Source organism: Micromonospora sp. WMMA1923, from assembly GCF_049179195.1.
In the GTDB taxonomy this organism is placed as follows: domain Bacteria; phylum Actinomycetota; class Actinomycetes; order Mycobacteriales; family Micromonosporaceae; genus Micromonospora; species Micromonospora yangpuensis.
This window is the reverse complement of the sequence record NZ_JBMHLZ010000001.1, coordinates 3,524,690-3,548,223: the sequence shown is the minus strand read 5'-3', so window position 1 is coordinate 3,548,223 and position 23,534 is coordinate 3,524,690. Positions and strand designations below refer to the sequence as shown.

Annotated in this window: 22 protein-coding genes; 15 read left to right on the top strand and 7 right to left on the bottom strand. The window is 71.5% G+C overall.

Annotated elements, in window-relative coordinates:
• Positions 1–14: 14 nt before the first annotated feature.
• The 4 genes from zwf to tkt all read right to left on the bottom strand — a co-directional run bounded on the left by zwf (position 15) and on the right by tkt (position 6,660).
• Positions 15–1,565 (bottom strand): glucose-6-phosphate dehydrogenase, encoded by a 1,551-nt coding sequence (gene zwf / locus ACN28G_RS15910; RefSeq protein WP_091440735.1) that lies wholly within the window; start codon positions 1,563–1,565, stop codon positions 15–17.
• A 2-nt stretch (positions 1,566–1,567) separates the two neighbouring features.
• Positions 1,568–3,217: a glucose-6-phosphate isomerase gene (locus tag ACN28G_RS15905; RefSeq protein WP_421479538.1), complete on the bottom strand. Its 1,650-nt coding sequence runs from the start codon at positions 3,215–3,217 to the stop codon at positions 1,568–1,570.
• Between the two features lie 111 nt (positions 3,218–3,328).
• Complete coding sequence (gene tal, locus ACN28G_RS15900; protein WP_091440729.1) at positions 3,329–4,507, bottom strand: transaldolase; 1,179 nt, start codon at positions 4,505–4,507, stop codon at positions 3,329–3,331.
• A gap of 14 nt (positions 4,508–4,521) precedes the next feature.
• A complete protein-coding gene (gene tkt, locus ACN28G_RS15895; protein ID WP_421479537.1) occupies positions 4,522–6,660 on the bottom strand; it encodes a transketolase in 2,139 nt (712 codons plus the stop codon).
• Positions 6,661–6,927: 267 nt separating this feature from the next.
• Here tkt and ACN28G_RS15890 point away from each other — a divergent pair, with 267 nt between their 5' ends.
• The 3 genes from ACN28G_RS15890 to ACN28G_RS15880 all read left to right on the top strand — a co-directional run bounded on the left by ACN28G_RS15890 (position 6,928) and on the right by ACN28G_RS15880 (position 9,297).
• Complete coding sequence (locus ACN28G_RS15890) at positions 6,928–7,884, top strand: heme o synthase (RefSeq protein WP_091440722.1); 957 nt, start codon at positions 6,928–6,930, stop codon at positions 7,882–7,884.
• Between the two features lie 157 nt (positions 7,885–8,041).
• Positions 8,042–8,374: a hypothetical protein gene (locus ACN28G_RS15885; RefSeq protein WP_091440721.1), complete on the top strand. Its 333-nt coding sequence runs from the start codon at positions 8,042–8,044 to the stop codon at positions 8,372–8,374.
• 5 nt (positions 8,375–8,379) lie between these two features.
• Positions 8,380–9,297 (top strand): ATP-grasp domain-containing protein, encoded by a 918-nt coding sequence (locus tag ACN28G_RS15880; RefSeq protein WP_421480921.1) that lies wholly within the window; start codon positions 8,380–8,382, stop codon positions 9,295–9,297.
• Here the strand turns inward: ACN28G_RS15880 and ACN28G_RS15875 are convergent.
• Complete coding sequence (locus ACN28G_RS15875) at positions 9,225–10,205, bottom strand: COX15/CtaA family protein (protein ID WP_421479536.1); 981 nt, start codon at positions 10,203–10,205, stop codon at positions 9,225–9,227. The genes ACN28G_RS15880 and ACN28G_RS15875 overlap by 73 nt on opposite strands.
• A 98-nt stretch (positions 10,206–10,303) precedes the next feature.
• Here ACN28G_RS15875 and ACN28G_RS15870 point away from each other — a divergent pair, with 98 nt between their 5' ends.
• From ACN28G_RS15870 to ACN28G_RS15835, 8 genes are all read left to right on the top strand, one after another.
• Positions 10,304–11,074, top strand: a complete 771-nt coding sequence (locus ACN28G_RS15870; RefSeq protein WP_421479535.1) for a helix-turn-helix transcriptional regulator — start codon at positions 10,304–10,306, stop codon at positions 11,072–11,074.
• Positions 11,071–12,501 (top strand): Fe-S cluster assembly protein SufB, encoded by a 1,431-nt coding sequence (gene sufB, locus ACN28G_RS15865; RefSeq protein WP_091440713.1) that lies wholly within the window; start codon positions 11,071–11,073, stop codon positions 12,499–12,501. Before ACN28G_RS15870 ends, sufB begins: the two co-directional genes overlap by 4 nt.
• Positions 12,502–12,568: 67 nt before the next feature.
• The gene (gene sufD / locus ACN28G_RS15860) at positions 12,569–13,711 is read left to right on the top strand and encodes a Fe-S cluster assembly protein SufD (RefSeq protein WP_421479534.1); all 1,143 of its coding nucleotides are present in this window, start codon (positions 12,569–12,571) and stop codon (positions 13,709–13,711) included.
• A complete protein-coding gene (locus ACN28G_RS15855; RefSeq protein ID WP_421479533.1) occupies positions 13,711–14,055 on the top strand; it encodes a non-heme iron oxygenase ferredoxin subunit in 345 nt (114 codons plus the stop codon). The genes sufD and ACN28G_RS15855 overlap by 1 nt, the downstream gene beginning before the upstream one ends.
• A complete protein-coding gene (gene sufC / locus ACN28G_RS15850; protein ID WP_421479532.1) occupies positions 14,055–14,828 on the top strand; it encodes a Fe-S cluster assembly ATPase SufC in 774 nt (257 codons plus the stop codon). The genes ACN28G_RS15855 and sufC overlap by 1 nt, the downstream gene beginning before the upstream one ends.
• A 7-nt stretch (positions 14,829–14,835) precedes the next feature.
• Positions 14,836–16,152, top strand: coding sequence for a cysteine desulfurase (locus ACN28G_RS15845; RefSeq protein WP_421479531.1), 1,317 nt, complete (start codon positions 14,836–14,838; stop codon positions 16,150–16,152).
• A 38-nt stretch (positions 16,153–16,190) separates the two neighbouring features.
• Positions 16,191–16,667, top strand: a complete 477-nt coding sequence (gene sufU, locus ACN28G_RS15840) for a Fe-S cluster assembly sulfur transfer protein SufU (protein WP_091440698.1) — start codon at positions 16,191–16,193, stop codon at positions 16,665–16,667.
• Entirely contained in the window at positions 16,664–17,221 is a 558-nt protein-coding gene (locus tag ACN28G_RS15835) for a metal-sulfur cluster assembly factor (RefSeq protein ID WP_421479530.1), read from the top strand. Before sufU ends, ACN28G_RS15835 begins: the two co-directional genes overlap by 4 nt.
• Before the next feature lie 338 nt (positions 17,222–17,559).
• On the opposite strand, the gene ACN28G_RS15830 is transcribed toward ACN28G_RS15835, so the two are convergent.
• Positions 17,560–18,171, bottom strand: coding sequence for a glyoxalase (locus tag ACN28G_RS15830; RefSeq protein WP_421479529.1), 612 nt, complete (start codon positions 18,169–18,171; stop codon positions 17,560–17,562).
• Between ACN28G_RS15830 and ACN28G_RS15825 the strand changes: the two genes are divergently transcribed.
• Together ACN28G_RS15825 and ACN28G_RS15820 are read left to right on the top strand one after the other, a co-directional pair.
• The gene (locus ACN28G_RS15825; protein ID WP_421479528.1) at positions 18,124–19,029 is read left to right on the top strand and encodes a sulfurtransferase; all 906 of its coding nucleotides are present in this window, start codon (positions 18,124–18,126) and stop codon (positions 19,027–19,029) included. The two genes, ACN28G_RS15830 and ACN28G_RS15825, sit on opposite strands and share 48 nt — an antisense overlap.
• 431 nt (positions 19,030–19,460) lie before the next feature.
• On the top strand, positions 19,461–20,108 hold the full coding sequence (locus ACN28G_RS15820) for an acVLRF1 family peptidyl-tRNA hydrolase (protein WP_091440691.1): 648 nt from the start codon (positions 19,461–19,463) through the stop codon (positions 20,106–20,108).
• A gap of 89 nt (positions 20,109–20,197) precedes the next feature.
• Here the strand turns inward: ACN28G_RS15820 and ACN28G_RS15815 are convergent, their stop codons facing one another.
• Positions 20,198–21,112 (bottom strand): neutral zinc metallopeptidase, encoded by a 915-nt coding sequence (locus tag ACN28G_RS15815; RefSeq protein ID WP_421480920.1) that lies wholly within the window; start codon positions 21,110–21,112, stop codon positions 20,198–20,200.
• 243 nt (positions 21,113–21,355) lie between these two features.
• Between ACN28G_RS15815 and ACN28G_RS15810 the strand changes: the two genes are divergently transcribed.
• Positions 21,356–22,960 (top strand): ABC-F family ATP-binding cassette domain-containing protein, encoded by a 1,605-nt coding sequence (locus ACN28G_RS15810; RefSeq protein WP_091440688.1) that lies wholly within the window; start codon positions 21,356–21,358, stop codon positions 22,958–22,960.
• Between the two features lie 315 nt (positions 22,961–23,275).
• Positions 23,276–23,503: a helix-turn-helix domain-containing protein gene (locus ACN28G_RS15805; protein ID WP_007462679.1), complete on the top strand. Its 228-nt coding sequence runs from the start codon at positions 23,276–23,278 to the stop codon at positions 23,501–23,503.
• The last annotated feature ends 31 nt before the right edge of the window (positions 23,504–23,534 follow it).

Genomic DNA, 23,534 nt, shown 5'->3' with positions numbered 1-23,534 from the left:
CTCGCTGCGCCTGGTCACGCCCGCCGCCACGCCCGGCCCTCGCGGGCCAGCATCTCGTCGGCGGCCCGGGGGCCCCACTCGCCGGAGCGGTACGGCTTCGGCTTGGTGTCCTCCCAGGCGTGCACCAGGGGGTCGACCACCGCCCAGCTCTGCTCGACCTCGGCGGCGTCGGGGAAGAGCGTCCGGTCACCGATGAGGACGTCCAGCACCAACCGCTCGTACGCCTCGGGGCTGGACTCGGTGAACGCCTCGCCGTACTGGAAGTCCATCGCGATGTCGCGGACCTCCATGGTGGTGCCCGGTACCTTGGAGCCGAACTTGAGCACCACGCCCTCGTCCGGCTGGACCCGGATGACGAGCTGGTTGTTGCCGAGCATCTCCATGTCGGCGTCGTTGAACGGCAGGTGGGGCGCCTTCTTGAACATGATGGCGACCTCGGTCACCCGGCGGGGCAACCGCTTGCCGGCCCGGATGTAGAACGGCACCTCGGCCCAGCGGCGGTTCTGGATGCCGAGCTTGACCGCCACGTACGTCTCGGTGGTGGAGTCCGCCGGGACACCGTCCTCGTCCCGGTAGCCGACAGCCCGCTGACCGCCCACCCAGCCGGGCAGGTACTGACCCCGGACGGTGTCCCGGGCCACGTCGGCCGGGATGGTGATGGCCCGCAGCACCTTGAGCTTCTCGGCCCGGATCTCGTCGGCGTCGAAGCTGGTCGGCTCCTCCATCGCGACCAGGGCGAGCAGCTGGAGCAGGTGGTTCTGCACCACGTCCCGGGCGGTGCCCACCGAGTCGTAGAAGCCGGCCCGGCTGCCGATCCCGACGTCCTCGGCCATGGTGATCTGCACCGAGTCGACGTAGTGCGAGTTCCACAGCGGCTCGAACAGGTTGTTGGCGAACCGCAGGGCGAGGATGTTCTGGACCGTCTCCTTGCCCAGGTAGTGGTCGATGCGGAAGACGTCCTGGCCGGTGAAGACGTCGTCGACCAGGTCGTTGAGCTCCTTGGCCGAGGGCAGGTCGTGCCCGAACGGCTTCTCCACCACCACCCGACGCCAGCCGCCGCACTTCTCGTTGTCGGCCATGCCGGTGCGGGCGAGCTGCTTGAGCACCACCGGGAACGCCGCCGGGGGGATGGAGAAGTAGAACGCGGCGTTGCCGTGGATGCCGTGGCTGTCGCGCAGGTCGTCCAGGGTCCGGGCGAGCCGGTCGAAGGCCGCGTCATCGTCGAACGAGCCGCCGACGAACTTGATGTTGCCGGCCAGCCGGGCCCAGACCTCCTCCCGCCACGGGGTCCGGCAGTGCTCCTTGGCCGCCTCGTGGGCCAGCGACTCGAAGTCGCCGTCGGCCCAGTCGCGCCGGGCGAAGCCCAGCACCACGAAGCCCGGGGGCAGCAGCCCCCGGTTGGCCAGGTCGTACACCGCGGGTAACAGCTTCTTGCGAGCCAGGTCACCGGTGACGCCGAAGATCACCAGAGCGCACGGCTCCGGGATCCTCGGCAGCCGCCGGTCCTGGGCGTCGCGTAGGGGGTTCACGCCGCCTCCTCGCTCCGCTCGGTCCACGTCGTTCATCGTCACGTCGACAGCCGTCCGGCCGCATCCAGCAGCTGGGCGACGCCCGCCGCCCGGTCGGTCAGGTGCAGCCGCAGCACCGGCCGCTGCCGGCCGGCGAGCGCCTGCCGGTCACCGGCGGCCTGCGCCGCCTGCAACTGCCCGAAGGTGTACGGCTTGCCGGGCACCGGCAGGTCGTCGCCGACCGAGCCGGTCAGCTGCAGGTAGCTGCCCACCTGCGGACCACCCTTGTGGTACTGGCCGGTGGAGTGCAGGAAGCGCGGCCCCCAGCCGAAGGTCACCGGACGTCCGCCCGCCGCGGCCAGCAGCGGTCGCAGCCGGGCCGCCTCGGCATCGGCGAACCGGTCCAGGTACGCCATCGCGGCCAGGTAGCCCTCCGCGCCCAGCCCGTCCAGCAGCCAGCGCAGCGCGCCTACCAGGTCACCCGGGGCGCCGTCCGGTGCGTACACCTCGATCGCGCCGTCGGTGAACGACGGCCGCTCGGCCGGCGGACCCGAGGCGAGGATCTTGTTGGTGTTCTCCTTGCTCTCGGTCACGTTCGGCTGGTTGAACGGATCGATGCCGAGCACCACGCCCGCGATCGCGGTGGCGTACTCCCAGGTCATGAACTGGGCGCCGAGCGAACCGTTGACCGCGACGTCCGGGGTGGCCCCGCCGCCGGGCACCGCACCGGCGGTCAGCGCGCCGCCGTAGCTCACGGTCAGCACGTCCGCGCCGGTGGCGCCGGGGCTCTGCGGCGACTCCACCACGACCGGCAGGATCCCGATTCCGGCCTTGCCTGTCGACTCGGCGATCAGCTGCTCGGCCCAGTCACCCAGGCCCTCGATGCCGGTGCCGTCGGAGACCAGCGCGACCTTGTCCCGGCCCATGGTGGCCGCCGCGCCCAGCGCCGCGCCCAGGGCCAGCCCGGGGTTGTCCCGGTCGGCGCCGAAGGAACCGGCGAGCGCCTCGGCCTCGTCGAGCAGCTCGGCCACCTCGACGCCGATCAGGGCGGCGGGCACCATCCCGAACGCGGTCAACGCGGAGTACCGGCCGCCCACGTTCGGGTCGGCGAGCACCGTGAAGGCGCCCATCTCGGCCGCGGTGTCGGCCAACGGCGAGCCCGGGTCGGTGACGATGACGAAGTGCCGGCCGGCCTCCGCCTCGCTCAGCCCCGCGTCCAGGAACGCCTGCCAGTACGCCCGGCGGTGGCTGTCCGTCTCGACCGTGGAGCCGGACTTGCTGGCCACCACCACGACCGTACGTTCCAGCCGGTCGGCCAGCGCCGCCCGGACCTGCCCGGGGTCGGTGGTGTCCAGCACCGTCAGCGACTTGCCGAGGGTCCGCGCGATGACCTCGGGGGCCAGCGACGAACCGCCCATCCCGGCCAGCACCACGTGGTCCAGGTCGGCCAGCTCGGCCCGCAGCTCGGCGAGCTGGGGGAGCAGCTCCCGGCTCTGCCGCCAGGTGTCCACCCAGCCCAGCCGGACCTGCGCCTCGGCCTGGGCGTCCGGACCCCACAGCGTCGGGTCCTTGGCGGCCAGCTTCGCCGGCACCCCGGCCGAGACCAGCGCGTCCCGGGTGGAGGCCGGGGCGGACCGGTCGACCGTGTCGGCGCCGTGCACGGACAGCCCCGCGGCGGCCTCGACCGGCCCGTCGAGCAGGTCACTCATGCGTTGCCTCCGGCCCTGATGATTCGCTCGCTGCGCTCGCTCATGCGGCCACCTCGCTTCGCTCGGCGTCCACATCGAAGGCGACGTTGATGATTCGCTCGCTGCGCTCGCTCATGCGTTGCCTCCGGCCTGCTGGGCGGCGGCGGCGTTGTCCTGGGCGGCCTGGTTCGGCGCACCGGTGCCCTGGGCCGCGGCGGTCAGCGACTTGCGGACCCCGTCGAGCAGCTCCTGCCAGCTCGCCTCGAACTTCTCCACCCCCTCGCGCTCCAGGGTGGCGATCACGTCCGACATGTCGACGCCGACCGACGCGAGGTCGTCGAAGACCTGCCGGGCCGCGTCGTACGAGCCGGTGATGGTGTCCGCCTGGGTCTCGCCGTGCTCGGCGTACGCCTGCACCACCGACTCGGGCATGGTGTTGACGGTGCCCGGGGCGATCAACTCCTCGACATAGATGACGTCCCGGTAGTCCGGGTTCTTCGTCGAGGTGGATGCCCAGAGCGGGCGCTGCGGGTGGGCGCCGGCGTCGGCCAGGGCCTGCCACCGGTCGGAGGAGAAGACCTCGCCGTAGCGCTCGTAGGCGAGCTGGGCGTTGGCCACGGCGGCCTTGCCGCGCAGCGCCTTGGCCTGCTCGGAGCCGATCTTCTCCAGTCGCTTGTCGACCTCGGAGTCGACCCGGGAGACGAAGAACGAGGCCACCGAGCCGATCTTGGACAGGTCGTGGCCGTTGGCCTTGGCCTGCTCCAGCCCGGCGAGGAAGGCCTCCATCACCGCCGAGTAGCGGTCCAGCCCGAAGATCAGCGTGACGTTGACGCTGATCCCCTCGGCCAGGGTCTTGGTGATCGCCGGCAGGCCGGCCTCGGTGGCCGGGATCTTGATGAACAGGTTGGGCCGGTCCACCAGCCACCACAGCGCCTTGGCCTCGGCGAGGGTCTTGTCGCTGTCGTGGGCCACCCGGGGGTCGACCTCGATGGAGACCCGGCCGTCGACCCCGGCGCTGCCGTCGTACGAGGGCCGCATCACGTCACACGCCCACCGCACGTCGTACGTGGTGAGCATGCGGACCGCCTCTTCGACGTCCACGCCCCGGGTGGCCAGGTCCCGCAACTGCCAGTTGTACTCGTCGGCGTCGCTGAGCGCCTTGGCGAAGATGGTCGGGTTGGTGGTCACCCCGGCCACGTGCTGCTCCCGGCGGAGCTGGTCCAGCCCGCCCGAGCTGAGCCGCACCCTGGAAAGATCGTCGAGCCAGACCGCCACTCCCGCGGCGGTGAGCTCACCCAGTCTGTCTGTCATGCGCTGCCGCTCCCTCAGTTGCCGGTGGTGAAACCGGTGATGTCGCCCTGCCGGCTCAACGCCGCGTGCGCGGCGGCGACGATCCGGTCGGGCGTGAAACCGAACTGCTCGAAGAGCACGGAGTGCGGAGCGCTCGCGCCGTAGTGCTCCAGGCTCACGCACTCGCCACCGTCGCCGACGATGCCCCGCCAGGACATCGCGATGCCGGCCTCCACGCTCACCCGTGCCTTTACCCCACGGGGCAGCACCGACTCGCGGTACGCCTCGTCCTGGGCGAAGAACCACTCCTGACAGGGCATCGAGACGACCCGGGCGGGGGTGCCCTCGGCCTCCAGCCGCTCCCGGGCGGTCAGGCAGAGCTGCACCTCGGAACCGGTGCCGATGATGATCACCTGCGGCTTGCCGGTGGACGCCTCGGCCAGCACGTAACCGCCCTTGGCGGTCCCCTCGGCGCCGGCCACCACCGCGCGGTCCAGGGTCGGCAGCGCCTGACGGCTCAGCGCCAGCGCGGTCGGCCGGTCGGTGTGCTCCAGGGCCTGCCGCCACGCCCAGGCGGTCTCGTTGGCGTCGGCGGGACGGACCACGTCCAGGCCGGGGATGGCCCGCAGCGCGGTCAGGTGCTCCACCGGCTGGTGGGTGGGGCCGTCCTCGCCCAGCCCGATCGAGTCGTGCGTCCAGACGTAGGTGACCGGCAGCTTCATCAGCGCGGCCAGCCGCACCGAGGGGCGCATGTAGTCGCTGAAGACCAGGAACGTGCCGCCGTACGGGCGGGTGCCGCCGTGCAGGGCGATGCCGTTGAGGATCGCGCCCATGGCGTGCTCACGGATGCCGAAGTGCAGGGTGCGGCCGTACTCGTGACCGGGGAAGTCCTTGGTGGCGTGCACCGCCGGGACGAACGACGGCTCGCCCTTCATGGTGGTGTTGTTGCTCTCGGCCAGGTCGGCCGAGCCGCCCCACAGCTCGGGCAGCACCGGGGCGAGAGCCTCCAGGACCTTGCCGGAGGCGGCCCGGGTGGCCACGCCCTTGGCGTCGGCGGGGAAGGTCGGCAGCGCCTCGGTCCAGCCGTCGGGCAGGATCCGCCCGGCCAGCCGGTCGTGCAGCGCCTTGCGCTCCGGGTTGGCCTCGGCCCACTTGTCGTACGCCTGCTGCCACTCCTGCTGGGCCTCGCCGCCCCGGCCGACCACCTGCCGGGCGTGGCCGAGGACCTCCTCGTCGACGTCGAAGGTGCGGGCCGGGTCGAAGCCGAGGATCTGCTTGGTGGCGGCGACCTCGTCGGCGCCGAGCGCCGAGCCGTGGATCTTGCCGGTGTTCTGCTTGTTCGGCGCGGGCCAGCCGATGATGGTGCGCAGCGCGATGAACGACGGCCGGTTGGTCTCGGCCCGGGCGGCGGTAAGCGCCTCGAAGAGCGCCTCGACGTTCTCGTGGTAGTCGCCCTGGTCGGCGTCGCCGGTGCGCCAGTCGACGGTCTGCACGTGCCAGCCGTACGCCGCGTACCGGGCGGCGACGTCCTCGCTCATCGCGATCCGGGTGTCGTCCTCGATCGAGATCTCGTTGTCGTCGTAGATCAGGGTGAGGTTGCCCAGCTGCTGGTGGCCGGCGAGCGCGCTGGCCTCGTGGCTGATGCCCTCCTCGATGTCACCGTCGGAGGCGATGCACCAGATCTGGTGGTCGAAGACCGACGCGCCCGGCTCGGCGTCCGGGTCGAACAGCCCCCGCTCGCGGCGGGCCGCCATCGCCATCCCGACCGCGTTGCCCAGCCCCTGGCCGAGCGGCCCGGTGGTGGTCTCCACGCCCGGGGTGTGGCCGTGCTCCGGGTGACCCGGGGTCAGCGAGCCCCACTGCCGCAGCGCCTTGAGGTCGTCCAGGCTCAACGGGTACCCGGCGAGGAAGAGCTGGATGTACAGGGTCAGACTGGAGTGCCCGGCGGAGAGCACGAAGCGGTCCCGGCCGGGCCAGTTCGGGTCGGTCGGGTTGTGCCGCATGACCCGGTTGAACAGAAGGTAGGCCGCGGGAGCGAGGCTCATCGCGGTGCCGGGGTGGCCGTTGCCGGATTTCTCCACGGCGTCCATGGCCAGTACGCGGACGGTGTCCACCGCCCGCCGGTCGAGGTCGGTCCAGTTCAGTGTCGAGTGCGCGGGTCGGTTGGCAGCCACGATGCATGTGCTCCTCGGTTGGGCGGAACCCTCGGTGATGACCCTATCGAGCGGTTCTAAACATCCGCCCAGGGATCTCTGCATGGTCTGAGGTACGGGACGGACCCGGTGGATCGTTCATCTCGTACTGTGACGACGGGCGCACCGTTGTCGGGTCGCCCGGGCAGCGCAAACGGCGACGCGTAGGCTGTCGGTCGGTGTGTGGCCCCGGAATCCGGGCCCCGACCGACTCGAACTCCCCCTGCCGATGCCGGAAGGTGGCAATCCGTGAGCATGATCACCGAGCGCCCCGTCAGCAAACCTGCCGGGCCACCGCCGGTGCGGACGGACGACGCGCCGCCGGTGGTACGGCGGGACGTGCGGGCGGTCGTCTCGGCCTACGTCACGCTCACCAAGCCCCGGATCGTCGAGTTGCTGTTGGTCACCACGGTGCCGGCGATGATGCTGGCGCACGGCGGGCTGCCCTCGCTCTGGCTGGTGGCGGTGGTGCTGGTCGGCGGTTCGCTCGCCGCCGGCGCGGCCAGCGTGCTCAACTGCTACATCGACCGGGACATCGACCAGTTGATGCGGCGCACCAAGCGGCGCCCGCTGCCCGCGCACACCGTGTCGCCGCGCAGCGCGTTGGTGTTCGGGCTGGTGCTGGCGGCGGTGTCGGTGGCCCTGATGGCGGTCTTCACCAACCTGCTGGCCGCCGGGCTCACCCTCGCCGCGATCCTCTACTACGACCTGGTCTACACGCTCTGGCTCAAGCGCACCACGACGGCCAACACCTTCTGGGGTGGGGCGTGCGGGGCCGCGCCGGTGCTGATCGGCTGGGCGGCGGTGACCGGGTCGCTGGCCCCGGCCGCCTGGGTGCTCTTCGCGGTGGTCTTCTTCTGGCAGATGCCGCACTTCTACCCGCTGGCCATGAAGTACAAGGACGACTACGCCCGGGCCGGCATCCCGATGCTGCCGGTGGTGGCCTCGGCCCGTCGGGTCAACGCCGAGATCCTGATCTTTGCCTGGCTCACCGTGCTGACCTCGTTGGCCCTCTGGCCGCTGGGCATGAGCGCCATCTACGGCGTGCCCACCCTGGTGGTCGGGGGCATCTTCCTGCTGGAGGCGCACCGGCTCTGCGGGCGGGTGACCCGTGGCGAGGCGGTCCGGCCGATGCGGCTGTTCCACTGGTCGACGACGTACCTGACCATCGTCTTCGCCGCGGTCGCCCTGGACGCGCTGATCTGAGCCACGCCGGCACCGTTTCTGGTGCATTTGGTCCCGTCATAAGCGGATATATTCGGGCATTACGCTGCGGAGCAAGGCTAAACCTTTTCGTAATCGGCATCACAAATAGTTGATGGTTCCGCCGCGTGTCATCCGAAGTCTGCTTAGGCTTCGCGTCATGGCAGATGGTTCCGATACAACCCTGACCGCCGAGCAGACCCCCGCGCCGGCCCCCAACGGCCTGGTCGCGGGAATCCGGTCGTTCGCCGCCAGCCACGGCGGCGCGAAGGCGGTCGTCGAGTACGTCGGCAAGCGTGGAGCGCGCATCGTCCTGGTCGGCACCGACGGTGCCTGGGGCGACCAGTTCGCCGAGGACACCGTCACCGCCCGCCAGGCCTGCGCCGAGGCGGGAGTGGACGTGGAGAACGCCTGGGAGCGGGAGCTGATGGACCAGATGCGGCCGAGCAACGACCTGTGGCGGTCGATGGCCCGCCGGACGATGGCCCGCTGACCGCGATGACCGGCGGCACCCGGGCCGGGGCGCGGATCGCCCTGGTCACCTGCACCGAGTTCGCGGAGCTGGAGGCGGACGACCGCCTGGTGATCGCCCCGCTGGCCGCCCGGGGCGTCACCGCCGTACCGGAGGTCTGGGACGACCCACGGGTCGACTGGGCCGGCTACGACCTGGTGGTGCTCCGTTCCCCGTGGGACTACGTGCCACGCCGGGACGACTTCGTCGCCTGGGCGACCCGGGTGCCCCGGCTGGCCAACCCGGCCGGGGTGGTCGGCTGGAACACCGACAAGCGGTACCTGGCCGAGCTGGACCGGGCCGGGGTGCCCACCGTGCCCACCAGCTGGGTCGAGCCCGGTCAGCACTGGCAACCCCCGACCGGGCCCGGCGAGTACGTGGTCAAGCCGGCGGTCAGCGCGGGCAGCCAGGACACCGGCCGGTACGACCCGGCCGACCCCCGGCACCGCGAGTTGGCCGTGGCCCACGTCCGTCGGCTCACGGCGGCCGGCCGGACGGTCATGGTGCAGCCGTACCTGAGCGCGGTGGACACCGACGGCGAGACCGCGCTGCTCTTCCTGGCCGGCCCGGACGGCCCGGTCTTCAGCCACGCGATCCGCAAGGGCCCGATCCTCACCGGCCCGGACCTTCGTGCGCCCGGCCTGTACCGGCCGGAGGAGATCACCGCCCGCAGCGCCACCGCCGACCAGCTGGCGGTTGCCGGGAAGGCCCTGGCGACCGTGCCGGGCGGCCCGGACCAGCTGCTCTACGCCCGGGTGGACCTGATCGCCGGTCCGGACGGCGCGCCGGTGCTGGTCGAGCTGGAGCTGGCCGAGCCGTCGCTCTTCCTCGGCTACGCCGAGGGTGCCGCCGACCGGCTGGCCGAGGCCATCGCCGGCCGCCTGTCGTCGTCGCGGCCGGGCTGAACCGGGCGGCGCTCGCGGGTCGACCAGAGCATCGACAGGGTGGCCAGTAGCACCAGGCAGGAGCCGACCATGTGCGCGCCGACCAGCAGCGCGGGCAGGTCGGTGAGGTACTGCACGACACCGATCAGGCCCTGACCCAGCTCCACCGCGACCAGGATCCCGGCGGCCCGGGCGGCGTGCGCCGCGCCCACGGCGCGGAAGGCGAAGACCAGCGCCACGGAGAGCCCGATCAGCAGGAAGACGCCGTCGGCGTGGAGCTGGGAGATGGTCTGCGGGTCCAGGCCGTTGCGGGCCGCGCCGTGGTCGCCGGCGTGCGGGCCGCTGCCGGTGACCCAGGTCCCGACCACCAGCACGGAGGCGCTGACCACGGCGGTGAGCCGGGCCAGGGTGCGCAGCGGCCCCGGCACCACCGGCACCACCGGACCGGCCGGATCCTTGATCCGCCGCCAGAGCGCGTACGCCACCGCGATGACCACCATCGAGGCGAGGAAGTGCAGCCCCACCACCCACGGGTTGAGGTCGGTGAGCACGGTGATGCCGCCGATCACCGCCTGGGCGGGGATGCCCAGCAGCACCCCGACCGCCAGCGGCACCAGCTCCGGCCGGCGGGGACGGTGGCTCAGCACGGCCACCACTACGGCCAGTGCGATCGCCCCCACCGCGAAGGTGAGCAGCCGGTTGCCGAATTCGATCACCCCGTGCATGCCCATCTCGGCGGTGGTGGTGTACGAGTCGTCGGTGCACCGGGGCCAGGTGGGGCAGCCGAGACCGGAGGCGGTCAGCCGGACCAGCCCGCCGGTGCCGACGATCGCGACGTTCGCGACGATCGACGCGAACGCGAGGCGGCGGAGCAGTGTGGCGGATACCGGAAGCCGGGCAGAGGGCGTCACGGCGCAAATCCTACGCACCGTAGTGCTCGGGGTCCGGGCGGCTCCGGGGCGCCGGTGGTTCGGATCACCCGGACCCGGGTTTGCCACCCCTGCCGGAAATACGTAACGTTGGCGTTGTGAAATACGCGGCGGAGCTCCACGGGCACCGGCCGACGGCCGGTCCGGCCGCCGGTGCGGCCCCGTCCGGCAGCGCGCCCGCGGCCGACGTCTCGACCCGGGACCGGGTCACCCGGCTCCTGCTGGAGCAGGGGGCGACCACCGCCGCGCAGTTGGGCGCCGCGCTCGGGCTGAGCCCGGCGGCGATCCGCCGGCACCTCGACGCGATGCTCGCCGACGGTGACGTGGCCGCCCGGGAGCAGACCGTCCGGGGGCACCGGGGCCGGGGCCGACCGGCCAAGCTCTTCGGGCTGACCGACGCGGCCCGGGTCCGCTGCGGCACCCACCACTACGACAACATGGCCACCGCCGCCCTGCGGTGGATCGCCCGTACCGGTGGCTCGGACGCGGTCGAGGCGTTCGCCACCGACCAGGTCGCCGCCCTGGAGGCCCGCTGCCGCTCCGCGATGGAGGACGCCGGCGACGATCTCCCGGCGCGGGCCGAGGCACTTGCCGCGGCGTTGACCGCCGAGGGTTACGCTGCCAACGCGACCACGATCGCCTCCGGCGGCCAGCTCTGCCAGCACCACTGCCCAGTGGCGCACGTGGCCGCCGAGTTCCCCCAGCTGTGCGAGGCCGAGACCGCGGTGATCTCCCGTCTGGTCGGCACCCACGTGCAGCGCCTGGCCACCATCGCGCACGGCGACGGGGTGTGCACCACGCACATTCCCGCCCAGCCGGGGCGTGACCAGTCCGGAAAGCCCGTCACCACTGTGAGGACAGATAGATGACCGAGCAGATCGTCGCCCCCCTGACCCAGGAGGAGCAGCTCGCCGCCCTGGGTAACTACGAGTACGGCTGGGCCGATCCCGACGCCGCCGGGTCGGTCGCCCAGCGGGGCCTCAGCGAGGCGGTGGTGCGGGACATCTCGGCCAAGAAGAACGAGCCGGCCTGGATGCTCGACCTGCGGCTCAAGGGCCTGCGTCTGTTCGGCCGCAAGCCGATGCCGGCCTGGGGCGCCGACCTCACCGGGATCGACTTCGACAACATCAAGTACTTCGTACGCTCCACCGAGAAGCAGGCCGCCAGCTGGGAGGACCTGCCCGAGGACATCAAGAACACCTACGACAAGCTGGGCATCCCCGAGGCGGAGAAGCAGCGCCTGGTCGCCGGGGTCGCCGCCCAGTACGAGTCAGAGGTGGTCTACCACAAGATCCGGGAGGACCTGGAGGAGCAGGGCGTGCTCTTCCTGGACACCGACACCGCGCTGCGCGAGCACGAGGACGTCTTCAAGGAGTACTTCGGCACGGTGATCCCGGTCGGCGACAACAAGTTCGCCGCGCTGAACACCTCGGTGTGGTCCGGTGGCTCGTTCATCTACGTGCCCAAGGGCGTCCACGTGGACATCCCGCTGCAGGCCTACTTCCGGATCAACACGGAGAACATGGGCCAGTTCGAGCGGACCCTGATCATCGTCGACGAGGGCGCGTACGTGCACTACGTCGAGGGCTGCACCGCGCCGATCTACTCCTCCGACTCGCTGCACAGCGCGGTCGTGGAGATCATCGTCAAGAAGAACGCCCGGTGCCGGTACACCACCATCCAGAACTGGTCGAACAACGTCTACAACCTGGTCACCAAGCGCGCGGTGTGCCACGAGGGCGCGACCATGGAGTGGGTCGACGGCAACATCGGCTCCAAGGTCACCATGAAGTACCCGGCGGTCTACATGACCGGTGAGCACGCCAAGGGCGAGGTGCTCTCGGTGGCGATGGCCGGTGAGGGTCAGCACCAGGACGCCGGCGCGAAGATGGTGCACGCCGCGCCGCACACCTCCTCGTCCATCGTGTCGAAGTCGATCGCCCGGGGCGGCGGCCGGACCTCGTACCGGGGTCTGGTGCAGGTGCTGGAGGGCTCGCACCACAGCGCGAGCACGGTCAAGTGCGACGCGCTGCTGGTCGACACGATCTCCCGCTCCGACACGTACCCGTACGTCGACATCCGCGAGGACGACGTCTCGATGGGGCACGAGGCCACCGTCTCCAAGATCAGTGACGACCAGCTCTTCTACCTGATGAGCCGGGGTCTGGGCGAGGACGAGGCGATGGCGATGATCGTGCGCGGTTTCATCGAGCCGATCGCCAAGGAGCTCCCGATGGAGTACGCCCTGGAGCTCAACCGCCTCATCGAGCTGCAGATGGAGGGCGCGGTCGGCTGAGGCCGCCCGCACCGCCGTCCGCGCACCCCGGACACCGTCGTCGCACTGACAGAAGACCAAGGAAGAGATGACCATTCAGGCTTCCGCGCCGCCCAGCACCAAGTCCCAGGCGCTCCGCTCGTACGACGTCGCCGACTTCCCGGCCCTGACCGGCCTGGAGGAGGAGTGGCGCTTCACCCCGCTCAAGCGGTTGCGCGGTCTGGTCGGTGACGACCAGACCGCCACCGGCGCGGTCCGGCACTCCCACGGTGACCTGCCCGCGGGCGTCACCGTCGAGCGGATCGACACCGGCGACGCGCGGGTGGGCAGCGTGCTCACCCCGGTCGACCGGATCAGCGCGCTGGCCTACGGCGGGGCCACCGACGCGCTGCTGCTGGCGGTCGCCGCGGACACCGTGGTGGACGCGCCGGTGACCGTACGGGTGACCGGCGACGGTGCGGAGCAGTTGGCCTTCGGGCACACCTTCGTCGAGGTGGGCCGGTTCGCCGAGGTGACCGTGGTGCTGGAGCACACCGGATCGACCACGCTCGCCGACAACGTCGAGGTGGCGGTGGCCGACGGCGCGAAGCTGACCCTGGTCACGGTCGCCGACTGGGCCGCCGACGCGGTGCAGGCCCAGCACCTGAAGGTCAGGCTGGGCCGCGACGCGCGGGTCAGCCACGTGCAGGTCACCCTCGGTGGTGACCTGGTCCGGCAGTACACCAGCGTGGAGTACACCGACCGGGGTGGCGAGGCCGAGCTGTACGGCCTCTACTTCGCCGACTCCGGCCAGCACCTGGAGCACCGCCAGCTGGTCGACCACACCGTGCCGGACTGCCGCAGCCACGTCGGTTACCGGGGTGCCCTGCAGGGCGACGACGCGCACACCGTCTGGGTGGGCGACGTGCTGATCCGGGCCGATGCCACCGGCACCGACACCTACGAGATCAACCGGAACCTGCTGCTGAGCGACGGCGCGCGGGCGGACTCCGTACCCAACCTGGAGATCGAGACCGGCGAGATCGCCGGCGCCGGTCACGCCAGCGCGACCGGCCGCTTCGACGACGAGCAGCTGTTCTACCTGATGGCCCGGGGGATCCCGGAGGCCGAGGCCCGTCGTCTGGTGGTCCGGGGCTTCTTCGCCGAGATGATCAACAAGATCCCGGTCGAGGAGCTGCGCGAGCGGCTGGGCGAGGCCATCGAGGCCCGACTCACCCGGGCCGGTGCCTGATGATCAGGATCTGTTCGACGGAGGACGTGCCGAAGGGCAGCGTGATCAGCGCGGACGTCGGTGGTACGACGATCGCCCTGGTGCACGCCGAGGACGACCGGTTCTACGCGGTGCGGGACGAGTGCTCGCACGCCGCCGTCGCGCTGTCCGAGGGCGAGGTATCCGGGTGCACGCTGGAATGCTGGCTGCACGGATCCCGTTTTGACCTGCGTACCGGTGAGCCCACCGGGCTGCCCGCCACCGAACCCGTACCCGTCTACCCCGTCGACGTGCGCGACGGCGACATCTACCTTCCCGTCGACGGCGAGGGCCGTCCGCTGCCGAGCAATGGAGTGACCCGATAATGAGCACCCTGGAGATCCGCGACCTGCAGGTGTCGGTCAAGCTGCCCGAGGGTGAGCTCAAGCCGATCCTGGCCGGTGTCGACCTGACCGTGCGCTCCGGCGAGACCCACGCCATCATGGGCCCGAACGGCTCCGGCAAGTCCACCCTGGCGTACTCGATCGCCGGTCACCCCAAGTACGAGATCACCGGCGGCACCGTGACCCTCGACGGCGTCGACGTGCTGGCCATGTCCGTCGACGAGCGGGCCCGCGCCGGGCTCTTCCTGGCCATGCAGTACCCGGTCGAGGTGCCCGGCGTCTCGGTGGCCAACTTCCTGCGCACCGCCAAGACCGCCATCGACGGCGAGGCCCCGAAGCTGCGTACCTGGGGTGGCGAGCTGCGCGGCGCGATGGAGCGCCTGCACATGGACCCGGCGTTCGCCCAGCGCAACGTCAACGAGGGCTTCTCCGGTGGTGAGAAGAAGCGGCACGAGATCGTGCAGCTGGAGCTGCTCAAGCCGAAGATCGCCATCCTCGACGAGACCGACTCCGGCCTCGACGTCGACGCCCTGCGGGTGGTCAGCGAGGGCGTCAACCGGGTCCGCGACACCGGCGACACCGGCCTGCTGCTGATCACCCACTACACCCGGATCCTGCGCTACATCAAGCCGGACCACGTGCACGTCTTCGTGGCCGGCCGGATCGTCGAGCAGGGCGGCCCGGAGCTGGCCGACAAGCTCGAGGAAGAGGGCTACGAGCGGTACGTCGCCGGGGCCGGCTCGGCGCGGGCCTGACCTGACCATGACCTCGATCGCGATCCCGCCGGGCATGCCGCAGTACGACGACGTGCCCCGCTTCGACGTGGCGCGGGTGCGCGCGGACTTCCCGATCCTGGACCGGGAGGTCAACGGGCACCCGCTGGTCTACCTGGACAGCGCCAACACCTCGCACAAGCCGCGTCAGGTGCTCGACGTGCTCGCCGAGCACTACGCCCGGCACAACGCCAACGTGTCCCGCTCGGTGCACACCCTGGGCACCGAGGCCACCGAGGCGTACGAGGGCGCGCGGGCGAAGATCGCCGCGTTCGTCAACGCGCCGAGCGTGGACGAGGTGGTGTTCACCAAGAACTCCACCGAGGCGATCAACATCGTGGCGTACGCGTTCTCCAACGCCTCGCTGCCCGCCGCGGCGTCGGCGGCGACCGACGAGCGGTTCCGGTTGGGCCCCGGCGACGAGATCGTGATCTCCGAGATGGAGCACCACTCGAACATCGTCCCGTGGCAGCTGCTGGCCGAGCGGACCGGCGCGACGCTGCGCTGGTTCCCGGTCACCGAGCAGGGACGGCTGGACGAGTCGGGCCTGACCGACCTGGTCAACGAGCGGACCAAACTGGTCTCGCTGGTGCACATGTCGAACATCCTCGGCACCGTCAACGCCACCTCGCGGATCACCGCGCGGGTGCGTGAGGTGGGTGCGCTCCTGCTGCTGGACTGCTCGCAGTCGGTGCCGCACCTGCCCGTCGACGTGGTCGACCTGGACGCCGACTTCGTGGTCTTCACCGGCCACAAGATGTGCGGGCCGACCGGCATCGGGGTGCTCTGGGGGCGGGCCGAGCTGCTGGCGGCCATGCCACCGGTCTTCGGCGGCGGCTCGATGATCGAGACGGTACGGATGAGCGGCTCCACGTTCGCCGCGCCGCCGGCCCGGTTCGAGGCGGGCACCCCGCCGATCGCCGAGGCGGTGGCGCTCGGTGCGGCCGTGGACTACCTCACCGGCCTGGACATGCGGGCCGTGCAGTGGCACGAGAAGGAGCTGACCGCGTACGCGCTGGAGGCGCTGGCCACCGTGCCCGGCCTGCGGATCTTCGGTCCGACGGTGCCGGTGGGCCGGGGCGGCACCATCTCGTTCGCCCTGGGTGACATCCACCCGCACGACGTCGGGCAGGTCCTCGACTCCCTCGGCGTGCAGGTGCGGGTCGGCCACCACTGCGCCAAGCCGGTCTGCACCCGGTTCGGGGTGCCGGCGATGACCCGGGCGTCGTTCTACCTCTACACCACCACCGCGGAGATCGACGCCCTGGTGGGTGGTCTGGAGCAGGTGCGGAAGGTGTTCGCGTGAGCGGCGACGCAGGAGCCCGCGATCGACGGGAGGTCAGCGTGACGCATCCTGATTCTCTTTACCAGGAGATCATCCTGGACCACTACAAGCACCCGCACGGCCGTGGTCTGCGCGACGCCGACGACCCGGCCGACCGGGTCGCCGAGGCGCACCACGTCAACCCGACCTGCGGCGACGAGGTCACCGTACGGGTCGCCAGCGACGGCACCGTGCTGCACGACATCTCGTACGACGGGCTGGGCTGCTCGATCAGCCAGGCCTCGGCGAGCGTGCTGCACGAGCTGCTGCGGGGGCGGGACGCGGGTGAGGCGTTCGCGGTGCACGAGGCGTTCGTCGAGTTGATGTCCGGGCGTGGCGAGGTCACGCCGGACGAGGACGTACTCGGTGACGGGGTGGCGTTCGCGGGTGTCGCGCGCTATCCCGCCCGGGTCAAGTGCGCGCTGCTGCCGTGGATGGCGTTCAAGGACGCCGCGGCACGCGCCGGGGTGGGCGTGAGCCCGGAGGTGAAGGCATGAGCAGCGAGGAAACGGCCACCACGCCGCAGGGCGGCACCGTGGCCACCGACGGCGCGACGACGCCGGCCGTCGACGGCACCGTGGCACCGCACGCCGCCGGTGACGTGGCGCCTACGGCAGACAGCGGCGCGGTGGCGCCGACCGGCGACGACGCGGTGGCATCGGCCGGCAACGGCGCGGTGGCATCGGCCGGCAACGGCGTGGTGGCATCGGCCGGCAACGGGGGTGGCAAGGCCGCCACCGCCGACATCGAAGAGGCGATGAAGGATGTCGTCGACCCGGAGCTCGGCATCAACGTGGTCGACCTCGGCCTGCTCTACGGCGTGCACGTCGACGACGAGAACGTCGCCACCCTGGACATGACGCTCACCTCGGCGGCCTGCCCGTTGACCGACGTCATCGAGGACCAGACCCGGTCGGCGCTGACCACCGGCCCCGGCGGGGGACTGGTCAGCGACATCCGGATCAACTGGGTCTGGCTGCCGCCGTGGGGCCCCGACAAGATCACCGACGAGGGGCGCGACCAGCTGCGTACCCTCGGCTTCAACGTCTGAGCGTTCCCCTCGGAGCGTGGCATCGTCCGAGCGCGGCACCCGACCAGGGTGCCGCGCTCGACGCGTTTCCGGGCCCCGTTCCCCACCCACCCCCACCCCACCCCTCCCGTCACCGCACCAAGCGGGCCCCGAGGTGGATCTTGGACACTTTTTGTCCTATTTGGACGGTAAGTGTCCAAGATCTACACTCCGATCGGGTACGGAGAGAGCGAGGCGCATCGGCCTCGCAGGCGTGACCTGAACCTCTCGACCTGGCCGAGCGCGGGACACCGGACTGGGCGCCGGACAGCGTCGCCGGAGCGACGCAGGCCAGGACCTTGACCGTGTCGAGCAGCGGATCAGGGCAGCCAGGGTGCCAGCACCTCGGGGTCGGATACGGAGCGTGTCACCTGCTGCCGCTCCGGATCGGTCAGCCCGAGAGTCCGCAGTCGGGCACCCCACCCGGGTACCCGTTCCGGCTCCTCCAGCGCCACCGAGAGCTCGATCAGCGCGGCGAGCGCCGACGCCTGCTCGACGGCGGGAGCCGCGTCCCCGTGCCGGCGCAGCCCGGAGTTGAGCGCCCGGAAGGCTGCCCGGTCGTCCCGCTTGAAGTCACGCAGGATCCGGGCGTTGTCGAGCGACCGGGCCAACCCCGTCAGATCCTTCGCGCCGCCGTACTCCAGGTCGGCCGGCTCGTCGCGCTGGATGAAGGTGATCGAGTTTCCGGAGGGATCGACCACGGTGAAGCGGGACGCGCCGGGCCGGAACCGGGTGATCCTGGGCTCGCCCCTGGCCAGCACCCTGCAGTAGGCGTGGCGCATCGCCGTGCTGAACACCGCGTGGTACGGCGCGACCGCGTCGACCATCACCAGGCAGCCGCCGGGCTGGCCGGGGGACGGGGCCGTCGCGCTCGGCGCGTAGTAGTGCAGCTCGAAGCCGCTCCACCGGAACGCCAGGCAGGCGCCGCCCACCTGACCACCCCGCTCGTCTCCACCGAGTGGCTGGCCGAGCATCTCGACGACCCGAAGCTGCGGATCCTCGACGCTACCGTGCACCTGGCCCCGCCGACCGAGGCGGGCGCGGACTGGAGCCAGAGCTCCGGTCGCCCCGACTACGAGGCCGCCCACATCCCGGGAGCGGCCTTCGCCGACATCATCGACGAGCTCTCCGAGCCCGACGGTGGGTGGTTCACCAAGCCGACACCGGAACGGTTCGCCGCCGCGGCCGGCCGGCTGGGCATCGGCCCGGACACGACCGTCGTGGTCTACGCGGTGAACGTGTTCTGGGCCACCCGGGTCTGGTGGCTGCTGCTGGCCAACGGCTTCGACAACGTGGCGGTGCTCGACGGCGGTTTCGGCAAGTGGACCGCCGAGGGCCGCCCGACCCGCTCCGGCACCGAGAGTTACCCGCCGGCGGAGTTCGTCGGCACCCCCCGACCGGAACTCTTCGCCGACCTCGACGAGGTCCGGCGGGTGGTCGAGAGCGGCACCGGCGCCTGCCTGATCAACTCGCTGTCGCCGGAGGACTTCCACGCCACCGAGACGCTGAGCTACCCCCGCCCCGGGCGCATCCCGGGCAGCCGGCACGTCTTCGTCGCCGCCCTGCTCAACCCGGCCGACGGGACGTTCCGGCCGGTACCAGAGCTGCGGGAGATCTTCCGGGACGTACAGGCCGAATCGGGCCGGAAGGTGACGTACTGCGGGGGCGGGATCGCCGCCACCGGCGACGCCCTGGCCCTGCACCTGATCGGCGAGACCGACGTGGCGGTCTACGACGGCTCGCTGCGGGAGTGGACCAGCGACCCCACCCTGCCGCTCGAGGTGGGCTGAGCACGGCCGTGGGCGGACCGTAGCCGGCACCCGAGTGCCGACTACGGTCCGTCCGTCTCGTCAGCGCGGTTCGCCCGCCGCTGCCTGGACCGGCCGCCCGCCGGCGCTGCCGTCCTGTCCCGCTCGGCCGCTACCCGGCGCCGTCCGGCCCGGCCCGGCTCGCTGCTCGGCCCGCTACCCGCCGCCGTCCCGCTCGGCCCGGCCGCTGTCCGGCCCGGCCGCTGTCCGGCCCGGCCGCTGTCCGGCCCGGCCGCTGTCCGGCCCGGCTTGCGCTGTCCGGCCCGGCTTGCTCTCCGGCCCGGCTGCGCTGTCCGGCCCGGCTTGCTCTCCGGCCCGGCTGCGCTGTCCGGCCCCGCCGCCGCCTGCCCGATCGGGCGCGACGGGGCCGCCGGGCCGGTAGTGGCCCGCCCGGGGTGCCGTACCGTCGGGTGATGTCCAGCCGACCCGCCGCCGGTGGCGGCCGATGGGTGCAGGTCGACCCGGCCCGCGTCGCCCGCTGGGTCGACGGCTTCGCCGACCGGCACGGCCCGCCGAGCACCACCGCGCTCTCGCACGGCCTGCTGCTCACCGCCGCCGACGGGGCCACCGCCGAGTTGTACGCCCCGCCCGGGGTGCGTCGTACCCCGGATCTGGTCGCCTTCGCGGCGGCGGCGACCGCGCCCCGCCGGATCGGCCTGTTGCTGGCCCGCAAGGGCGCGGTCGCGGTGGGCGTGGCGGCCGGCGAGGAGCTGATCATCTCCAAGGTCGACACGCGGTACGTGCAGGGGCGTACCGCCGCGGGCGGCTGGTCGCAGCAGCGGTTCGCCCGACGGCGGGACAATCAGGCCAAAGCCGCCTTGGCCGACGCCGCCGAGCTGGCCGTACGGCTGCTGCTGCCGGAGGTCGCCACCCTGACCACGCTGGTTTGCGGCGGGGACCGGCGGGCGGTGGACATCGTCCTGACCGACCGGCGGCTGGCCCCGCTGGCCGCACTGCGTGCCGAACGGCTGCTCGACGTACCCGAGCCCCGGCGGACCGTCCTGGTCGAGGCGATCACCGCAGCCCGCGCGGTACACATCCTCATCCGCGACCCCACCTGACACGAAGGAAGGGCCCCTTGTTAACGCCCCATAGTGAGAGGGGAACCCTTCTCTACCGAAAGCGTTAACAAGGGGCCCTTCCTTACCCCTCAGAGGGGGGTGGAGAAGGTGTCGCAGCGGGTGGGGTCGCCGGACTCGTAGCCCCGGGTGAACCAGTCCCGACGCTGGGCCGACGAGCCGTGGGTGAACTCCTCCGGGTTGACCGGGCGGTTGGCCCGCTCGGAGATGGCGTCGTCGCCGATCTTTTCGGCGGCGTCGATGGCCTGCCGGATGTCCTGCTCGGTGATGCTGGTGAAGATCTTCTGGCCGGTGTCGTCGGCCGTGCCGGTGGCGTTCTTCGCCCAGGCGCCGGCGTAGCAGTCGGCCTGCAGTTCCAGCCGGACCGACAGCTCGTTGGCGTTGCCCGGGTCGCGCTGCTGCTGGCGGCGTACCTGCTCGTTGGTGCCGAGCAGGTTCTGCACGTGGTGGCCGTACTCGTGGGCCAGCACGTAGGGCTGGGCGAACTCGCCGGCGGCACCGAGCTGCTCGGCGAGCACCTGGTAGAAGGTCAGGTCGATGTAGATCTGACTGTCGGCGGGGCAGTAGAACGGGCCGACGCCGGAGTCGGCCTGCCCGCAGGCGGTGCTGACCCCCTGGCTGAAGAAGACGGTCTTGGCCGGACGGTACTGCTCACCGAGGGCCTGCGGCAGCGCGGTACGCCAGTACGCCTGGATCGAGTTGACGTAGAGGGTGTTGCGGCAGTCGAGCTGGGCCAGCGCGTCCTCACCCGAGCAGCGCTGCTCCAGGGCGGTGTTGTCGCCGGCCTCGCCGCCGCCGCTGAACGCGGAGTTCAGCCCGAAACCGCCGCCGACCAGGGCGACCACCACCGCGACGACGATGCCGATGATCCCTCCCCGGCCGCCGCTGATCGGGATGGGTATCCCGCTGATCCCGCCACCTCCGCCGGATCCTCGCCGGTCGTCCACCTGGCTGGTGTCGATGCGGGCGTTCTCGTTCAGCTCCATGTCGACCTCGATCAACGTCTGGGCGTGGGTGTGGTTGCGGTATCGGACCGGGTCCGCCACGTCGCTCCGGTACCCGATGATCTTGCCGGGTAATCCGGACGAAGCGCCGATCGACGCCCGGTACACTTGTCGGGTGCTGCTCTGCGAAGGCTGAACCGCCCCGCGCCGACGGGCCCCGCGCCCGCCGGCGCTTTCGCGTGCCCCGAGTCAGCCCTTCCGGACCCCGAGAGCGAGTTCCCCGAAATGATCACTGCCACCGGCCTGGAGTTGCGTGCCGGCGCCCGGATCCTGCTGTCCGACACCACCCTGCGGGTGCAGCCGGGGGACCGGATCGGCCTGGTCGGGCGCAACGGCGCCGGCAAGACCACCACCCTCAAGGTGCTCGCGGGGGAGGGGCAGCCGTACGCCGGGCAGCTCGACCGGCGCAGCGCCATCGGCTACCTGCCGCAGGATCCGCGTACCGGCGACCTGGAGGTGACCGGCCGCGACCGGGTGCTCTCCGCCCGGGGCCTGGACGTGCTGATGGCCCAGATGAACGAGCTGGAGCAGCGGCTCGCCGAGGACACCGACGAGAAGCTGGTCCGTCGGTACGGTGCCCTGGAGGACCAGTTCGCCGCCCTCGGCGGGTACGCCGCCGAGGCCGAGGCCGCCCGGATCTGCGCCAACCTCGGGCTGCCCGACCGGGCCCTCGCCCAGACCATCGGCACCCTCTCCGGCGGCCAGCGCCGTCGCATCGAGCTGGCCCGGATCCTGTTCCGCGACGCGGGCGAGAACGGCGGGGGCATCCTGCTGCTCGACGAGCCCACCAACCACCTCGACGCCGACTCGATCACCTGGCTGCGCGGCTTCCTCGCCAACCACAAGGGCGGGCTGATCGTGATCTCCCACGACGGCGACCTGCTGGAGTCGGTGGTCAACAAGGTCTGGTTCCTCGACGCCACCCGATCGGTGGTCGACGTCTACAACCTGGGCTGGAAGGCGTACCTGGAGGCGCGGGAGACCGACGAGCGCCGCCGCCGCCGGGAGCGGGCCAACGCCGAGAAGAAGGCCGGCGCGCTGATGGCCCAGGCCGACAAGATGCGGGCCAAGGCCACCAAGACCGTCGCCGCGCAGAACATGGCCCGCCGTGCCGAGAAGTTGATCTCCGGGTTGGAGGAGGTCCGGGTCTCCGACAAGGTGGCCAAGGTCCGCTTCCCGAACCCCGCGCCGTGCGGCAAGACGCCGCTGACCGCCAGCGGCCTGTCCAAGTCGTACGGCTCGTTGGAGATCTTCACCGACGTCAACGTGGCCGTGGACCGGGGCTCCCGGGTGGCCATTCTCGGCCTCAACGGCGCCGGCAAGACCACCCTGCTGCGGATGCTCGGCGGGCTGCTGGAGCCGGACACCGGTGAGGTGCACGCCGGGCACGGGCTGCGGCTGGGCTACTACGCCCAGGAGCACGAGACGCTGGACGTCTCGCGGACCGTGCTGGAGAACATGCGGGCCGCCGCGATCGAGCAGACCGACACCGAGCTGCGCAAGATCCTCGGTGCGTTCCTCTTCTCCGGCGAGGACGTCAACAAGCCGGCCGGGGTGCTCTCCGGCGGGGAGAAGACCCGGCTGGCGCTCTCCACCCTGGTCTGCTCCGGCGCGAACGTGCTGCTGCTCGACGAGCCGACGAACAACCTCGACCCGGTCAGCCGGGAGCAGGTGCTCGACGCCATCGCCCGGTACCCGGGGGCGATCGTGCTGGTCACCCACGACCCGGGCGCGGTCTCGGCGCTCAAGCCGGACCGGGCGATCCTGTTGCCCGACGGCGACGAGGACGCTTGGAGCGACGACCTGCTGGAGCTGGTGGAGCTGGCCTGAGTCGGGCCGCCGCCCGCCGGCCGATGCGGCCCGGAGCAGGGCTGTCGCCCGCCGGCCGGTGCGGCCCCCGGGCGACCTTGCGCTGACGGTCGGTGTCCGGTCCTGGACATTGCGTCGCGTCGGATGAGACCGGCCTCCGGTGGGAATCCGCAGCGTGCGCTTCCCGTCGGGCCGGCGGCGTCACTCTATCGGGTTCCTGACAATGCAGAGCGTGTCGGTTGGCGATGAGTTGATATCTGGCGCATGATCGTTCGAGACGGTCTAATAGGTGTTGACCGTATCCGAACCGCACAGTCTGGGACGTGAGGAATCAGCATGGCAGCCACTGGCACAGCCACCAGCACTGAGAAGGGTCGCCGGATCGTCGGAGCCGAGCGTCAGACGCTCGCCAAGGACCTGGTAAAGCGGTACACCTCGGGGGAGAGCATCCGTGCGCTCGCGGCCTCGACCGGCCGTTCGTACGGATTCATCCACCGGGTGCTCACCGAGTCCGGCGTGCAGTTGCGTCAGCGCGGCGGTGCCCGCCGTCGCAAGAAGGCGTGACCCACCCGGTCTCGCCCATCAACGCCGTCCC

What these genes read in the sequence shown, in the direction of transcription:
- zwf (WP_091440735.1), bottom strand. Translation starts at nt 1,565, where the DNA reads ATGAACGACGTGGACCGAGCGGAGCGAGGAGGCGGCGTGAACCCCCTA.
- ACN28G_RS15905 (WP_421479538.1), bottom strand. Translation starts at nt 3,217, where the DNA reads ATGAGTGACCTGCTCGACGGGCCGGTCGAGGCCGCCGCGGGGCTGTCC.
- tal (WP_091440729.1), bottom strand. Translation starts at nt 4,507, where the DNA reads ATGACAGACAGACTGGGTGAGCTCACCGCCGCGGGAGTGGCGGTCTGG.
- ACN28G_RS15885 (WP_091440721.1), top strand. Translation starts at nt 8,042, where the DNA reads ATGGCAGATGGTTCCGATACAACCCTGACCGCCGAGCAGACCCCCGCG.
- ACN28G_RS15880 (WP_421480921.1), top strand. Translation starts at nt 8,380, where the DNA reads ATGACCGGCGGCACCCGGGCCGGGGCGCGGATCGCCCTGGTCACCTGC.
- sufB (WP_091440713.1), top strand. Translation starts at nt 11,071, where the DNA reads ATGACCGAGCAGATCGTCGCCCCCCTGACCCAGGAGGAGCAGCTCGCC.
- sufD (WP_421479534.1), top strand. Translation starts at nt 12,569, where the DNA reads ATGACCATTCAGGCTTCCGCGCCGCCCAGCACCAAGTCCCAGGCGCTC.
- ACN28G_RS15855 (WP_421479533.1), top strand. Translation starts at nt 13,711, where the DNA reads ATGATCAGGATCTGTTCGACGGAGGACGTGCCGAAGGGCAGCGTGATC.
- sufC (WP_421479532.1), top strand. Translation starts at nt 14,055, where the DNA reads ATGAGCACCCTGGAGATCCGCGACCTGCAGGTGTCGGTCAAGCTGCCC.
- ACN28G_RS15845 (WP_421479531.1), top strand. Translation starts at nt 14,836, where the DNA reads ATGACCTCGATCGCGATCCCGCCGGGCATGCCGCAGTACGACGACGTG.
- ACN28G_RS15835 (WP_421479530.1), top strand. Translation starts at nt 16,664, where the DNA reads ATGAGCAGCGAGGAAACGGCCACCACGCCGCAGGGCGGCACCGTGGCC.
- ACN28G_RS15820 (WP_091440691.1), top strand. Translation starts at nt 19,461, where the DNA reads ATGTCCAGCCGACCCGCCGCCGGTGGCGGCCGATGGGTGCAGGTCGAC.
- ACN28G_RS15815 (WP_421480920.1), bottom strand. Translation starts at nt 21,112, where the DNA reads ATGGAGCTGAACGAGAACGCCCGCATCGACACCAGCCAGGTGGACGAC.
- ACN28G_RS15810 (WP_091440688.1), top strand. Translation starts at nt 21,356, where the DNA reads ATGATCACTGCCACCGGCCTGGAGTTGCGTGCCGGCGCCCGGATCCTG.
- ACN28G_RS15805 (WP_007462679.1), top strand. Translation starts at nt 23,276, where the DNA reads ATGGCAGCCACTGGCACAGCCACCAGCACTGAGAAGGGTCGCCGGATC.